We start from the raw sequence: 13,600 nt of genomic DNA, 5'->3' as shown, positions 1-13,600 counted from the left end.
TGACCGTGGGTTTCTTTGGGGCCGTCCGGCAAGGGCGGAAGGACGATCTTGAGCTGGGTAAGGGGCTCTGGCGCCGCGCGCACGATCGCTTTCACCGCGGATTGGACCGGTACCATCAGGTTCTTGAAGGCGTTGACGACGACCAGCTCTACAACGAGCTCGTGGAGATCGCGAATGAGCTGGCTGAGTTGTCTCCTCGCGTGAGGACCATCTGCGTGGAAGCCCAAAAGCGGGCGCCGAGCGATGGCTTGGACGTTCCCGGTTCACTGGCCGGTGTTCACCGCGCTCTGTCCAAGGCTGGAAATTCCTTGGCCACCACGGCAGAAGCAGCGGCCATGCTTCGGCTGGCCGTTGGACCCGTCCCTGTGGGCGCATTGTCTGTTAGGCGCCGGGCGGAGTCGGTCTTCGAGCAGGTTGCCGACGCCGAACGCCAACTGCGGGCTCAAGGGGTCCAATAAAGGAAGCGTGTGCAAATACTGGCGCGCGCCCATATTTCCAGAGTGCAAGCAGTTAAGCGGATAGCTGATCTCTGTAATATTTGGTGCCTCAGGCAACCCATTGCTGGCAGGATGGCACACATGACTTCGTCACCAACACTTACTTTCAACGACGGCAACACCATCCCCCAGCTCGGCTACGGGGTGTGGCAAGTTGAAGACGATGTAGCCGAAAAAGTTGTGCGCCAGGCGTTCGAAGCCGGCTTCCGGCACATCGACACCGCAAAGATTTACGGGAACGAGTCTGGAGTGGGCCGCGCCATTGCTTCCTCTGGCCTTTCCGCCGAAGAAATCTTCATCACCACCAAGCTCTGGAACGCCGATCAAGGCTATGAGTCCACGCTTGCCGCGTTCGAAGAATCCATGGACCGCCTGGGCCTTGAGACCCTGGATCTCTACCTCATCCATTGGCAGCAGCCCAAGCAGGACAAGTTCGTGGACACCTGGAAGGCCCTGATCGAGCTGAAGAAGCGCGGCCGGGTCAAGTCCATCGGTGTTTCCAACTTCACCAAGGAAGGCCTGCAGCGCATCATCGATGAGACCGGCGTTGTTCCTGCCATCAACCAGGTGGAACTGCACCCGTTCTTCAACCAGGCCGAACTGCGTGCGTTCAACGCCTCCAAGGGCATCCTGACGCAGGCTTGGTCGCCGCTTGGCCAAGGCGGGGAACTGTTGGAGAACGCCACGGTGGCCGAAATCGCAGCCAAGCATGACGCCACCCCGGCCCAGGTCGTCATCGCCTGGCACCTGGCCATCGGCAACGTCGTGATCCCCAAATCCGTTACGGAGTCCCGTATCCAGGAGAACTTCGCGGCCTTGGGCGTGAAGTTGGACGACGCCGACGTCGAGGCCATCAATGGCTTGGACCGTGGCGCCGAAGGCCGCATCGGCCCCGACCCGGCGGTTTCCGACTTCGCCTAAGGGCCAACCCACGTGCCCCGCTCCCGTACATGGGGCGGGGCACCTGCCGTTAACGCACGACGGCGGCACTCGTCACCGGGGCGCAGCGCCCCGAAGTCCGTGGTGAACCTTGAGTCCGTGGTGAAATTGAGCGACGCAACGGACGGAGTTCGCATGGTGGTGTTTGACGCATTGGAACGGCAGATTGTCGCTGCCCTCCAACTGGATCCGCGCTGTCCTTGGCGCAAGATGGCCGCTGTGCTCGGTGAAGCTGAGCGGACGGTGGCCCGCCGGGGATCGCAGCTCTTGGAATCCGGGGCCGTCGCAGTGGTGGGGGTACGCCCAAGGCCGACTGCAGTCCTCGTGGAGATGCGCTGCACCCCGGGAACCGTGCGTGCCGCTGCACAAGCACTCGCGCAGCGCACCGACACCACGTTCGTTTACACCACCACGGGCACTGGCGATTGCGTTGCCGAAATCCTCACCGAACCACACCGCATGGGCGATGTCCTCTCCGATGAGTTGCCCTCAACCATCGGACTGCGCGACTCCACCAGCTACCCCGTATTGCGCTACTTCCGGACCATCCGGGGCTGGCGGCCCGAGATTCTGACCGCGGACAGGGCTGAAGCGCTTCGCTCGAGTTTGACGTCCGACTCCGGCATCCTGGAGCCCCGGCAGGAACTGAACCGCCAGGACACTGAACTGGTAGACGCGTTGTGTGCGGATGGCCGAATGAGTTTCGAGGCACTCGGGCGGCGGGTCGGCGTCTCCGAGGCTACTGCCAGGCGCCGCAGCGAGTGGCTTCTGGCCAACAACCAGGTCCAATTCCGGGCGGTAGTTGAACCCGCGTCCTTTGGGTTGGCCGTAGAGGCGTTGCTCTGGATCCGGGCTTCGCCGCAACACGTTGAGCAGCTCGGCAAAGGCCTGGCGGAGCTTCCCGTGGTTCGCTATGCAGCCGCGATCGCAGGCGACTACCAGCTCGTCGCGGACGTGACCGTGGGCGACATGTCCTCCCTCTACCGCTTCATAACGGGCTCGGACTGGGCGCAGTACGCCGCAGCCGTCGACGTCTCCATCCTGCTCGACGCCCGTAAGCGCGGCGGACGGCTCATGCGGCCGTCGTCGTGAGCGTTGCCGCGCCCGCTGGTGCATCAGATCCAGCGGCAATGACGGGGGCGACGGCGGCGTACCCGGTCTGCTGCTCGAAGGCGCGGCCCCACCGGAGCAGCTGCATGTCCGTGTAGTGGTTACTGGCGAGCTGGAGGCCGATAGGCAGGCCCGAGGAGCTGAATCCGGCGGGCACGCTGAGGACGGGCAGGCCTGTGGCGGATAACAAGCAAGCGGAGCGCATCCAGTCCAGGTAGGTTTCCGAGGCCGCGCCCGCTACCTCCAATGGGTACCGCAAGGCTGCGTCGAAAGGCAGGACCTGGGCGCAGGGGCTGGCGAAGAGGTCGTAGCGCCCGAAGAACTCCTGCACACGCTTTTCAAGCCGGGACCGGGCCGCAGTGGTCTCGATGAGATCCCGGGCAGTCAAAGCCAGGCCCTTATTCACATTCCAATGGACTTCCGGCTTGATGACGTCCCCAGCGCGTTCCAGGATCGGCCCGAGCCCGGCGGCAAAGTCCATGGCCCGCGTGTTGCCGAATACCAGGTCCGCCTCGCTGAAATCCGGTGTGGCCTCTTCCACGATCGCTCCAAGGCTCTCGAAAACTGCCAGCTGCCGCTCGAGATGGTCAAGGATTTCCAGTTCCACGGGTACGCCAATCCCGAAGTCCCGTGACCAGCCAATGCGCACACCGCGCATGTCGGTCTCCAGTCCGGCGCGGAATACCTGCGGATCAAGACCTGCCGGATGGGGAACGCGAGGGTCCTTGCCGGCCGTGACGGACATGAACAATGCAATGTCCTCAATGCTCCTGGCCATGGGGCCCGTCCGCCCCAGCCAGGCGTAAGCGTTGACGTCGGAGGGCATGGGGATCACCGCCGTCGACGGCCGGAAGCCGACCACGTTGCAGAAGGAGGCCGGGATGCGAAGCGAGCCGCCCATGTCGCTGCCGTCGCCGATGCTCTGGACGCGGGAGGCGACGACGGCGGCAACCCCACCGCTGCTGCCGCCTGCGCTCAGGGTGGGCGCGTAGGGGTTGGTGGTGGTGCCGAAGAGCTCGTTGAAGGTGTGTGATCCCGCTCCGAACTCGGGGACATTGGATTTTCCGGTGCTGACCACCCCCGCCGCTTTCAAGCGCGCAACGATCAGGTCGTCGGCGTCGGGAATGAAGTCGCGCAATGCGAGCGACCCCTGGGTAGTGCGCATGCCGGCGGTGTTGTTGGTGTCCTTGTGCGTCATGGGCAGGCCGTGGAGGGGCGGAAGTTCCGCGCCGGAGGCGGTGCGCTGGTCGGCGCGGTGCGCCAGGTTCCGGGCTCCCTCCGGGTCGAGTGTGACCACAGCGTTGATGACGGGGTTCACCTGGGCGATCCGCTCCAGATGGGCGGCCAGGGCTTCGCGTGCCGAGACCTTCTTCTCCCGGATGGCGGCGGTGAGTTCGACGGCGGACAGCTCGCCAATGGTGTCAGACATGGTGCTCCTTTGCTGGGTGTTCTCTGCCTGAAAGTGTGCCCGGTCACATCAGGCCGCGGAAGTCTGTGCTTTCAAGGAAGTCCCGTTTGACTGTTCCGGCCAATCAAATGGCTGATTCCGTCAGCTATTGCATATGATCCGGCTCATAGCAGAAGGTGTTGCTAACCAACTGGCCGATCTGGTCGTTGGGCAAGGATTTGCCCTTAGCGCAGTACGTACCGCACAAGGACGTCGACCGCGGACTGGCGCCGGGCACCAACCGGAGGTTCCCATGTATCAACCCCTGGCACTTCAATCCCTCGCACTCCAGCCGTTCGCCGCCAACGGCTCAAACGACATCCTGTCCATCGCGAACAACCCGGTCCTCTGGATCTGCGTTGCCGGCGTCTTCGGCGTCATCATCATCCAGTCCCTCATCTTCATGAAGGCAGCCCGCCGCGCAGCTCCCTCCGTGGACATGAGCGCACAGGACATCAAAACCTCGTTCCGCTCCGGAGCCGTTTCGGCGATCGGACCCTCACTTGCCGTTTCACTCGTAGCCATTGCCTTGTTGGGACTCTTTGGTGCGCCGGCTGTCCTGTCCAGGATTGGCCTGATCGGATCGGCCGCCTACGACGTATCTGCAGCCGGCATCGCCGCAGGTTCAATGGGAGCAAAACTCGGCGACGCCAGCTACACGCAGAGCGTCTTCGCGGTCGCGTTCTTCGCCATGAGCATCGGCGGCGCGATGTGGATGCTTGCCACCCTGATCCTGACCCCGCTGCTCCGCAAGGGCGACGCCAAGATCCGCTCCGTGAACCCTGCGGCCATGGCGATCGTCCCGGCAGCCGCCCTGATCGGCGCGTTCTCCTGCCTGGGACTCACCGAGCTGCCGAAATCCGGGACCCACGTCCTTTCCTTCGTTGTCTCGGCGGCGGTCATGGGTCTCTGCCTGCTGCTGGCCAAGAAGCTCGGCAAGAGCTGGCTGCGCGAATGGGGACTGGGATTCTCAATCGTCATCGGCTTGGGCGCTGCCTACCTCGCCGTCGGTCCGGCCGTCGGCGCCTGACCCCAACTCCGGCCTGCGGCCCCTGACCATTGAGCACGAAAGGAACACCCCTCATGTCTTCCATTACCTCCGCTCCTGTCACCACCAATACCGCCATGGCGGACTTCAACCGCACCACGTCCCGCTGGGGGCAGATCACCATGATCGGCGGATTGCTGATCTCCATCGCCGGTCCGCTGTACCTGGTCTTTGCCAGCGGCCTCGACATCGGCCCTGCCCAACTCTGGATCGCCTTCGCGGCCGTCGCCGCAACCTTCGGCATCATCTGGATCATTGAGCCGCTCACGTACTTCCCGATCCTCGGGCCAGCCGCCATGTACCAGGCCTTCATGATCGGCAACATCTCCAACAAGCTCCTGCCAGCGGCCTTGATCGCCCAAACCAACATCAGCGCCAAGCCGGGCAGTAAGCGCGCGGAGCTTGCCGCCGTCGTCGCTATCTGCGGTGCTGCCGCAGTCCACCTGATCTCTCTCGCGATCTTCGTCGGTCTGCTGGGCAGCTGGCTGATCAGCGTCATTCCGCCGTCTGTACTTCTCGTGACCCGCCTGTATGTTCTTCCCACGGTTCTCGGTGCAGTCCTTGTGCAGGCCATTGTGTCCATGAAGCAGCCCCGCACCACGGTCTTCGCACTGCTGGTCTCGGCGGTCGTCGTCTTCGTGGTGCTCCCCTTGGTGCCGTCCCTCGCCATGGTGTCCACCGCCATCGCCGTGCTGGGAACCATCCTGCTGGCGTGGTTCTTCCGCGGAAAGCAGGTCATGGAGGCCAAGCCGATCCACATCGAGTAGCGGCCGCAGCGCACCGGAACAGCCCTTTTGACTACCAGAATCAGGAAAACAGGACCATGACCTCAACAGCCACAGCCCTCCAGCTCGATGCCGAGCAGACCGCGAAGCTCCACTCGTTGTACCGGCACCTTCACGCGCATCCGGAGCTGTCCATGCAGGAATTCGCGACCGCCACACTCATCGAGGAGCAGTTGGACGCCCTGGGCATTGAGCACTTCCGCTGCGGTGGCACCGGAGTGGCGGGAATCCTCAGGAACGGCGACGGTCCCGTGGTGGCCTTCCGTGCCGACTCCGATGGCCTGCCCATCGAGGAAGCCACCGGGCTGGATTACGCCAGCACGGACACCGGAACGCTGCCGGATGGCACCTCGGTTCCGGTAATGCACGGTTGTGGCCACGACACGCACGTGGCCAGCCTGCTCGGTGCCGCCGAGCTGCTGGCAGGCAACCGGGACGCTTGGTCCGGGACCTTGGTTTTGATTTTCCAACCGGGTGAGGAGACCGCGGCAGGCGCGCTGGCAATGCTCGACGACGGGCTGTGGGACAAGGCTCCCCGGCCGGAAGTGGTCTTCGGGCAGCACGTCATGCCACGGCCGGTGCGAACGGTTGCCATTTCAAGCGGTCCGGTGGCTGCCATGGCCGATTCGCTCCGTGTCACCGTTCATGGCCAGCAGTCGCACGGCTCCCAGCCGCAGGATTCCATTGACCCGATCGTCATGGCCGCGCACATGGTCACCCGGCTTCAGGGGATTGTGTCCCGTGAGCTGGACCCGCGGAAGTCCGCCGTCGTGACGGTGGGTACCTTCCATGCCGGCCTCAAGGAGAACATCATCCCGGCGTCTGCGGAGTTCACCCTGAACATCCGCACGTTCGACGAGGACGTCCGCGGACAGGTCCTTTCCGCTGTCCGTCGCATCATCGCGGCAGAGGCTGCCGCGTCCGGGGCGCCGAAGCCCGAGATCGAGGAGATGTACCGCTTCCCGCAATGCTTCAACGATCCCGACGCCGTTCCTGCCGTGATCGAAGCACTGCACGCCGAGTTGGGGGCTGAGTCGGTGGAAATCACCCCGCCGATGATGGGCAGCGAAGACTTCGGGCATTTGGGGACGGCGATCGGTGTGCCGTCCGTGTTCTGGATGTTCGGCGGTACTCCTGCAGCCGGGAACGACGGTCCGGGGCCCATCCCCGTGAACCACTCGCCGTTCTTCGCCCCCGAGCTGGAAGGCTCGCTGGCCGGAGGCGTCTCGGCCGCCGTCGCCGTGCTGATGTCCCGGCTGGGCAACTGACATTTTCAAGGACATTCCCATGACTTCAGCTTTGACAGATTCTTTGACCCAACCACAAAGCGCTACGGACGTGCCGCCGTCGGTAAGTCCGTCCCTGCAAGCAGCCCAGGGACCGCTGGCCGGAAGGCTCGTGGTGGACCTCAGCCGGGCGCTTGCGGGCCCGCACGCCGCCATGATGATGGGCGATCTTGGGGCGCGGGTCATCAAGATTGAAAACCCCGGCACGGGAGACGATACCCGCGGGTGGGGTCCACCGTTCGTTGGTCCCGAAGACGATCCGCAAGCTACGTACTTCTTGTCCTGCAACCGCAATAAGGAATCCCTCACGCTGGACCTCAAGAGCGACGATGGCCGGACCGTCCTCCGCCAACTGTTGGAGCGCGCCGACGTCGTGGTGGAAAACTTCCGGCCAGGGGTCCTCGAACGGCTCGGCTTCAGCACCGACGCCATGCACCACATCAACCCCCGTTTGGTGATCCTCTCCATCACAGGTTTCGGCCATGACGGTCCTGAATCGCACCGCAGCGGCTATGACCAGATCCTGCAGGGCGAAGCCGGGCTCATGTCCCTCACAGGCTCCGGGCCCAGTGATCCGCAACGGGTGGGTGTGCCGATCGCCGATCTCCTGTCCGGGATGTCCGGCGCGTATGGCGTGGTGGCTGCTTTGCTGGAACGGGAACATACGGGCCGCGGGCAAGTGGTGCGGACGTCCCTGCTTGCGTCCCTTGTGGGTGTCCATGCCTTCCAGGGCACCAAGGTCACGGTCGCCGGTGAAGCCCCGGAGGCGCAGGGAAACCACCACCCGTCCATTGCACCGTACGGGCTCTTCCGCTGCCGGGATGGCAGTGTCCAGATCAGCGTCGGGAGCGGGAAGCTCTGGGCGGCGTTTGCTGCCGCCTTTGGAATCGACCCCTCCGGTCCTGGGCTCGCTACGAACGCGGACCGGGTCCGAAACCGCTCCCGCGTCATCGACGTTGTGGAGGCTGCCTTCGCCGATTACGATGCCGAGCCGCTCCTCGCCAAGCTCAGCGACGCCGGCATACCGGCCGGGAAGGTCCGGACACTCAAGGAAGTCTACGAGTGGCCGCAGCTCGCCTCGCAAGGACTGCTCGTGGACGTCGATCACCCCGTTCTGGGGCCCGTCACTTTGCCGGGGCCGCCATTGCGCTTCTTCGATTACGCCGACGGCGCGGAGTCCACGCGCCGCGCACATACCGCGCCGCCGCTGCTCAACCAGCACGGCGACGGCATCCGCGAATGGCTCGCCGCCGGGGAGGTGGACTGAATGGCGGCAACTGCCACCCGCCGTCGGCCTGGCGTCCGTGAACTGCTGGAAACCGTGCTCGACGCCGGGACGTTCGTTTCGTGGGATCGTCCGGTTCGCTTGGCCACGGGTTCTTTGGGTTCGGCTGGCGCTGTGTCCGCTGACTACGCTGCCGACCTGGAAGTGGCGCGCGAGAAGTCCGGCAGCGATGAGTCCGTCCTCACGGGCGAAGGCCGGATACGCAATCACCGTGTTGTCGTCGTCGCGTCCGATTTCGCCTTCCTGGCCGGCTCGATCGGGCGGGACGCGGCGCAAAGGCTCGTAGCGGCCGTCGAACGTGCCACGGACCTGGACCTCCCGCTCGTGGCCATGCCGGCGTCGGGCGGGACTCGCATGCAAGAGGGGACCAGTGCGTTCCTGGCCATGGTGGAGATTGTGGCGGCCGTCCAGGCACATCGATCAGCAGGACTGCCGTATCTCGTGTATCTGCGGCATCCGACCACCGGGGGCGTCATGGCGTCGTGGGGTTCGTTGGGGCACGTCACCGCGGCTGAGCCCGGTGCGCTCCTGGGGTTCCTGGGCCCGAGGGTTTTCGAGGCCCTGCACGGCGAAGCGTTCCCCTCCGGCGTGCAGACCGCAGAAAACCTGTTCGACCATGGCCTGGTGGATGCCGTGGTTCCTCCGGAAGCTCTGGGGGATTACTTCGGGCGTGTGCTGGACCTGCTGCGGCCGGCCCTTGCGGGCGAGGCGGTGGAGTCGCTGCCGGCTTCTGTCGATCTTCCCGAATCCCGCCAGGCGGACGCAGGCGCCTGGCAGTCCGTGCAGCGCTCGAGGGATCCGTTGAGACCCTCCACAGTGGAGCTCCTGAAGGACGCCGCAGGCAGCGTGGTGCTGCTGCGCGGCGCGGGCGATGGCTCCAAGGACCTGGGTATGCTCGTGGCGCTCGCACGCTTCGGTGCCACGTCCTGCGTGGTGGTGGGGCATCAACGTTCTTCTCCTACTGAGAACAGCCCGATCGCCATGGGCCCGGCCTCGCTGCGCGATGCCCGACGCGGGATGCGCCTGGCCAGGGAACTGCGGCTCCCACTTGTCACAGTGATCGACACCCCCGGCGCGGCGCTCTCGAAAGAAGCCGAAGAAGGTGGGTTGGCCACCGAAATTGCCCGGTCACTCTATGACCTGCTGGCCCTCGGAACGCCAACGTTATCGGTCATGTTGGGCCAAGGTACGGGGGGAGGGGCACTGGCACTGCTGCCCGCCGACCGGACCATCGCTGCCCGGAACGCCTGGCTCGCACCGCTGCCGCCGGAGGGTGCCAGCGCCATTGTGCACCGGACCGTTTCGCACGCACCGGCACTCGCGGAGAGCCAGGGCATCACGGCTGCCGCGCTCGCAGCCAGAGGAGTGGTAGACGTGGTGGTGGATGAGTTCCCTGACGCCGCCCACGAGCCCGTTGAATTCTGCCGCCGCATCGGTGACGTGATCGCCGTCGAACTCCAAGGCCTTGCCCGGCGGGGTGCGCCCGGGCTCCCGCAGCGACGGGCGAGGTATCGCGCGCTGGTGTCGTAGGGGGCCGGAGCCCTGCCCGTTCCTCGCTCAGCGGGCAGGGCTTCAGCCTATCCTTGCGGGCAGTCAGCAAGCCGGGCGGTTGAGCACGTCGCTGGACACCCGTTGTTTAAGCAGTGTGCCATCAGGCCCGGTCAGCAACTTGCGGTCTTCCACCATGACAGTTCCGCGGAGTACTGTCATGCTTGGCCACGCCGCCACCCTGTAGCCCTCCCATGGGGTGTAGTCCGCCTCGTGGAGGTCGGATGCGGTGATCCGGCGGTCCACGGTGGTGTCCAGAACTGCGAGGTCCGCGTCGCTGCCAATGGCGATGACGCCCTTTTGTGGGTAGAGGCCGAGGATCTTCGCGGCATTGGCGGACGTGATGTCAACGAAACGTGGCAGGTCCAGTCCACGCTTTGACACGCCCTCTGTGTACGCCACAGCCATGCGCATCTCCACGCCAGCGTGACCGCCGGTTGCGTCCAGGATCGTCTTTCCGCGCGTCTTGACGTCAAGGTCTGTGCAGACGCCGTCGGTCGCCAGGGTGCTGAGCGAGCCCTCCAGCAGCGACTCCCACATCGAGTCCCGGTCTGTCTCAGACTTCAACGATGGATACGTGTGGTAGATAGCGCCGTTCTTCTGCCGGTAATCATCAGCGGTGAAATAGGCGTAGTGGGGAAGGATTTCCCCATAAACAGCTTGGCCGCGTCCCCGGGCCTCGCGGATTGCATCGACGCCCTCGCGGGCACTGACATGCATCAAATAGATCGGGGCTCCAACATGATGAGCCAGTGTGATGGCGCGCTGGAACGACAGCTTCTCGGACAAGTTGTTGTGGGCATGGTGCATATACTCGATGCCGATCTTGCCCTCGCGCTGCAACTTCTTGTAGGAGTACATGACGATGTCATCGTCCTCGGCGTGTACGGCAAGCATGGCACCAGCAGCTGCGGTCTGCTCCATCAGCCCCCACATGTTGCCCAGATCAGTTTTCTGTTTGGGCCGCGTCGGCGTCGTGTTCGTCATCCACACCTTGTAACTGCCATGGCCCCCGGCCACCGCGTCGGGGATCTGCTCCAGGACCTCGAAGGGGATTTCAGGCTCCTTGAACGTCCCATGCAGCGCGTAATCCGTGTAGGTAGAGCCGGCCCACTCGGCCGATTTCCGGGCGAAGGACTCAGATAGTTCGTCGCCTGGCTTCCAGTGGGCGAAGTCCACCAGTGTGGTTGTGCCGCCATATATGGCGCCCTCACTCACACGGTCAGGGCCAAAGCACATGATGCCGCTCTCCGCCGCGGTGGGAAGCACCGAGTTGGTGTGTACGTGCGGATCGACGCCGCCGGGAACCACCAGCTGACCCTTGAGGTCCACCACGCGCCGGGCTTCGTCGGGCGTGCCGACTCCGGTGGCGCGGAGGGACACGATCTTGCCCTGTGCTATGCCGATGTCCAGGCGTTCAGCACCCGAGGGCGTGACAACCAGTCCATTGGTCAGGAGGAGATCAAACATGAGAGACCTGCGCATTCGTAGTGTCGGGAGTTTCCAAGGAGAAGGGTTCAGTGCCGAAATAGCGGGAGGCCAGCGTGACCTTGGCCGAGACCCGGGCGTTGACCAGCTGTGAAACGGACACGTCCGCGGCGGCGCTCAGTAGCATCGCCGTCTTCTCCCGCGACCATTGCCTGTCGGTTTGGAGCAGTTCCAGCATGTCGTCCAAGGCGAGCCTCGCGGCCTCATCCAGAGTGTCGCCGTCGCCAATTGTGATCACCGAACCGCCGCTGAGGACGACTGGCCGCTGGCTGCGGGCGGTCTGTTTCGCTGCAGCTGGAACTGTGGGCCGGGGAACGACTGTGCAGGAGAGGCGGACGCTGCCTTCGACCTCGACCGCCGTCAGCGAGCACTCGCCATCGCCCTGCGCCGCGTGCAGGTCACCGGCGTAAATCATCGCCTCGGCTACTTGGACAGGGATCACGACGGCGGAACCTGCTGTTACGTCCTTGCAATCCATATTGCCTCCATGGATTCCCACGGTGCTGGAGTCAGGGCCGGCACCCACAGGTGCCACTCCGATTTTCCCCACCATGGGACGGACAGGAATGGCTGTTTCCTCATCGAACACAACATGCCCGTTCGCTATCTCCACCACGTGACCTGCTCGTCCCAGGCCGTCAGTGAACCCGCCGCGTCCTGGCAGCGTCACCATCGCACCGCGATGGTCGATCCTGATTTCGTGGATGTCTATTCGCAAAATATCGCCGGGGTTCACTCCGCGAACGGCAACCGGACCAGTGACAGGGATGGACAGTTTTTCGTACTCCCCGGTCTCTTCGAAGAGGCCTCCGGTGAGCAGGCTGCGCGCGTCCATCCAGAAATGCTCGCCCTGGTCGACGGTAAGTTCCGGTTTGGCGCCGGACTCAAAGAAAAGCGAGGCATTGCCAAATCCGACGCGCGGCACTTTCTGCAGCGTCTTCGTTTCGTTCATTGGTGCCTCCATTCAGGACGGGTAGACGGGGGTGGCCCATTTCTGATCATGGGCGACCTGTCCAATCACGGCCCTCCGGTATAGATCCTGGAGGCTGCGGGTGAGGTCCCCGGCGGTTCCGTTGCCGATAGTGGTGCGGTCAACCGAGGCAACATGATTTACCTCTGCGGCACTGCCGCAGACAAAGACTTCGTCAGCTGAGTACAGTTCTGTGCGGTCGATGGCCCGGACGTCAACGTCGAGGCCCAATTCAGTCCGTGCGAGGTGCAGGACGCTGTCCCGGGTGATTCCCTCTAGGATGCTGTCGGTTACGGGGGGAGTGCATAGCCTTCCTTGGCGGACCATGAAGACGTTGTAACCGGCGCCTTCAGCCACATGGCCACTTTCGGTGAGAAGCAATGCCGCGTCATAGCCATTTCGCTTGGCTTCCAACAGGGCCAGCCTCCCGTTCTGGTAATTGGCAATGGACTTGACTCTGGGTGGCATGGACCGATCGGAGAGACGCGCCCAGCTGCTGATTTGCACATCCAAGCCGGTAGCACCGAAGTAGTTGCCCATGGGAATGGCTGCCATGAAGACAGTGGAGGGACCCGTGTCTTCCGGCTTGCCATCCTTGGAATCGACGAATACTTGTGCCCGCATATGGAGATTGCCCCGCAGGCGGTTGGCGCGAATGAGTCCGAGCAGCTGCTCGCCGAGCTGGTCGATGTCCTGGGGGCCGTCAATTTCCACAACCCGCATGGAATCGATCAGTCGCTTCATATGGTCGGCCACCCGGAAGGCATACAGTTGCTGATCGTCCTCGCTCCAGTACGCTCGGAAGCCCTCAAAAACCCCGACGCCGTACTTCAGGGATGTGCTCAGCACGTGAAGGCGGGCATCGGCATAGTCCACCAGCTCACCGTCGTGGAGGAGGTACTTTACTGGCTGGGCGGGAGCTGGCTGCCGGGTGCCAACTGCGGCTGCTGCTTCTTGAAAGTCGTCCATGGTAGGTTCCGTTCCTCATTTGTCTGTGCTGGCGGCGTCGACAGCAGCCAGCTTCATCTCAAGCGGCACTTGCTCACTATATTGAAGTCACTTGGCGGTGGTGTCAATGGCCCAAGGGGACCTTGGGAACCCTTCTGCGGGCGAATGGTCGCGGAGTAGCAGGCTTAAAGGAATCCGCGCTCGCAGCGCACCACCCGCGCCGATCCAGCGATTTTTCCAAAAAGAGTG

General features: G+C 63.9%; 12 protein-coding genes. 8 read left to right on the top strand and 4 right to left on the bottom strand.

The genetic code is table 11. The annotated features are described in order from the left end of the window. The first annotated feature begins 5 nt into the window (after nt 1-5). The 3 genes from ABIE18_RS00285 (at nt 6) to ABIE18_RS00275 (ending at nt 2,528) form a co-directional block, all read left to right on the top strand. A complete protein-coding gene (locus ABIE18_RS00285) occupies nt 6-458 on the top strand; it encodes a hypothetical protein (protein WP_499720645.1) in 453 nt (150 codons plus the stop codon). 120 nt (nt 459-578) lie between these two features. Next, the gene (locus tag ABIE18_RS00280; RefSeq protein ID WP_499720644.1) at nt 579-1,418 is read left to right on the top strand and encodes an aldo/keto reductase; all 840 of its coding nucleotides are present in this window, start codon (nt 579-581) and stop codon (nt 1,416-1,418) included. Between the two features lie 153 nt (nt 1,419-1,571). After that, nucleotides 1,572-2,528 (top strand): AsnC family transcriptional regulator, encoded by a 957-nt coding sequence (locus ABIE18_RS00275; protein ID WP_499721357.1) that lies wholly within the window; start codon nt 1,572-1,574, stop codon nt 2,526-2,528. On the opposite strand, the gene ABIE18_RS00270 is transcribed toward ABIE18_RS00275, so the two are convergent. Further along, the gene (locus ABIE18_RS00270; protein WP_499720643.1) at nt 2,509-3,975 is read right to left on the bottom strand and encodes an amidase; all 1,467 of its coding nucleotides are present in this window, start codon (nt 3,973-3,975) and stop codon (nt 2,509-2,511) included. The genes ABIE18_RS00275 and ABIE18_RS00270 overlap by 20 nt on opposite strands. Before the next feature lie 271 nt (nt 3,976-4,246). Here ABIE18_RS00270 and ABIE18_RS00265 point away from each other — a divergent pair, with 271 nt between their 5' ends. Genes ABIE18_RS00265 through ABIE18_RS00245 form a run of 5 tightly spaced genes read left to right on the top strand, consistent with a single transcriptional unit; the run spans nt 4,247 to nt 9,927 of the window. Then, nucleotides 4,247-5,023: a DUF5058 family protein gene (locus ABIE18_RS00265; RefSeq protein WP_499720642.1), complete on the top strand. Its 777-nt coding sequence runs from the start codon at nt 4,247-4,249 to the stop codon at nt 5,021-5,023. Nucleotides 5,024-5,076: 53 nt separating this feature from the next. Then, entirely contained in the window at nt 5,077-5,808 is a 732-nt protein-coding gene (locus ABIE18_RS00260) for a hypothetical protein (protein WP_499720641.1), read from the top strand. Between the two features lie 56 nt (nt 5,809-5,864). Then, nucleotides 5,865-7,094 (top strand): amidohydrolase, encoded by a 1,230-nt coding sequence (locus ABIE18_RS00255; protein WP_499720640.1) that lies wholly within the window; start codon nt 5,865-5,867, stop codon nt 7,092-7,094. Between the two features lie 19 nt (nt 7,095-7,113). Continuing rightward, the gene (locus tag ABIE18_RS00250) at nt 7,114-8,379 is read left to right on the top strand and encodes a CaiB/BaiF CoA transferase family protein (protein ID WP_499720639.1); all 1,266 of its coding nucleotides are present in this window, start codon (nt 7,114-7,116) and stop codon (nt 8,377-8,379) included. After that, complete coding sequence (locus ABIE18_RS00245; RefSeq protein ID WP_499720638.1) at nt 8,380-9,927, top strand: carboxyl transferase domain-containing protein; 1,548 nt, start codon at nt 8,380-8,382, stop codon at nt 9,925-9,927. Nucleotides 9,928-9,990: 63 nt separating this feature from the next. Here the strand turns inward: ABIE18_RS00245 and ABIE18_RS00240 are convergent, their stop codons facing one another. The 3 genes from ABIE18_RS00240 to ABIE18_RS00230 are packed head-to-tail and all read right to left on the bottom strand — an operon-like array spanning nt 9,991 to nt 13,372. Then, nucleotides 9,991-11,415 carry a dihydroorotase gene (locus ABIE18_RS00240; protein ID WP_499720637.1) on the bottom strand — a complete coding sequence of 475 codons (1,425 nt, stop codon included), beginning with the start codon at nt 11,413-11,415 and terminating at the stop codon, nt 9,991-9,993. Further along, complete coding sequence (locus ABIE18_RS00235; protein WP_499720636.1) at nt 11,408-12,385, bottom strand: acetamidase/formamidase family protein; 978 nt, start codon at nt 12,383-12,385, stop codon at nt 11,408-11,410. Before ABIE18_RS00235 ends, ABIE18_RS00240 begins: the two co-directional genes overlap by 8 nt. A 12-nt stretch (nt 12,386-12,397) precedes the next feature. Next, the gene (locus tag ABIE18_RS00230) at nt 12,398-13,372 is read right to left on the bottom strand and encodes a branched-chain amino acid transaminase (protein WP_499720635.1); all 975 of its coding nucleotides are present in this window, start codon (nt 13,370-13,372) and stop codon (nt 12,398-12,400) included. Nucleotides 13,373-13,600: the final 228 nt, after the last annotated feature.

The organism is Arthrobacter sp. 2762 (assembly GCF_040548745.1).
Taxonomy (GTDB): Bacteria; Actinomycetota; Actinomycetes; order Actinomycetales; family Micrococcaceae; genus Arthrobacter.
Note: the sequence above shows the minus strand (reverse complement) of the source record. Positions and strands in the feature narration are given on the sequence as shown.

What these genes read in the sequence shown, in the direction of transcription:
- ABIE18_RS00280 (WP_499720644.1), top strand. Translation starts at nt 579, where the DNA reads ATGACTTCGTCACCAACACTTACTTTCAACGACGGCAACACCATCCCC.
- ABIE18_RS00275 (WP_499721357.1), top strand. Translation starts at nt 1,572, where the DNA reads ATGGTGGTGTTTGACGCATTGGAACGGCAGATTGTCGCTGCCCTCCAA.
- ABIE18_RS00270 (WP_499720643.1), bottom strand. Translation starts at nt 3,975, where the DNA reads ATGTCTGACACCATTGGCGAGCTGTCCGCCGTCGAACTCACCGCCGCC.
- ABIE18_RS00265 (WP_499720642.1), top strand. Translation starts at nt 4,247, where the DNA reads ATGTATCAACCCCTGGCACTTCAATCCCTCGCACTCCAGCCGTTCGCC.
- ABIE18_RS00260 (WP_499720641.1), top strand. Translation starts at nt 5,077, where the DNA reads ATGTCTTCCATTACCTCCGCTCCTGTCACCACCAATACCGCCATGGCG.
- ABIE18_RS00255 (WP_499720640.1), top strand. Translation starts at nt 5,865, where the DNA reads ATGACCTCAACAGCCACAGCCCTCCAGCTCGATGCCGAGCAGACCGCG.
- ABIE18_RS00250 (WP_499720639.1), top strand. Translation starts at nt 7,114, where the DNA reads ATGACTTCAGCTTTGACAGATTCTTTGACCCAACCACAAAGCGCTACG.
- ABIE18_RS00245 (WP_499720638.1), top strand. Translation starts at nt 8,380, where the DNA reads ATGGCGGCAACTGCCACCCGCCGTCGGCCTGGCGTCCGTGAACTGCTG.
- ABIE18_RS00240 (WP_499720637.1), bottom strand. Translation starts at nt 11,415, where the DNA reads ATGTTTGATCTCCTCCTGACCAATGGACTGGTTGTCACGCCCTCGGGT.
- ABIE18_RS00235 (WP_499720636.1), bottom strand. Translation starts at nt 12,385, where the DNA reads ATGAACGAAACGAAGACGCTGCAGAAAGTGCCGCGCGTCGGATTTGGC.
- ABIE18_RS00230 (WP_499720635.1), bottom strand. Translation starts at nt 13,372, where the DNA reads ATGGACGACTTTCAAGAAGCAGCAGCCGCAGTTGGCACCCGGCAGCCA.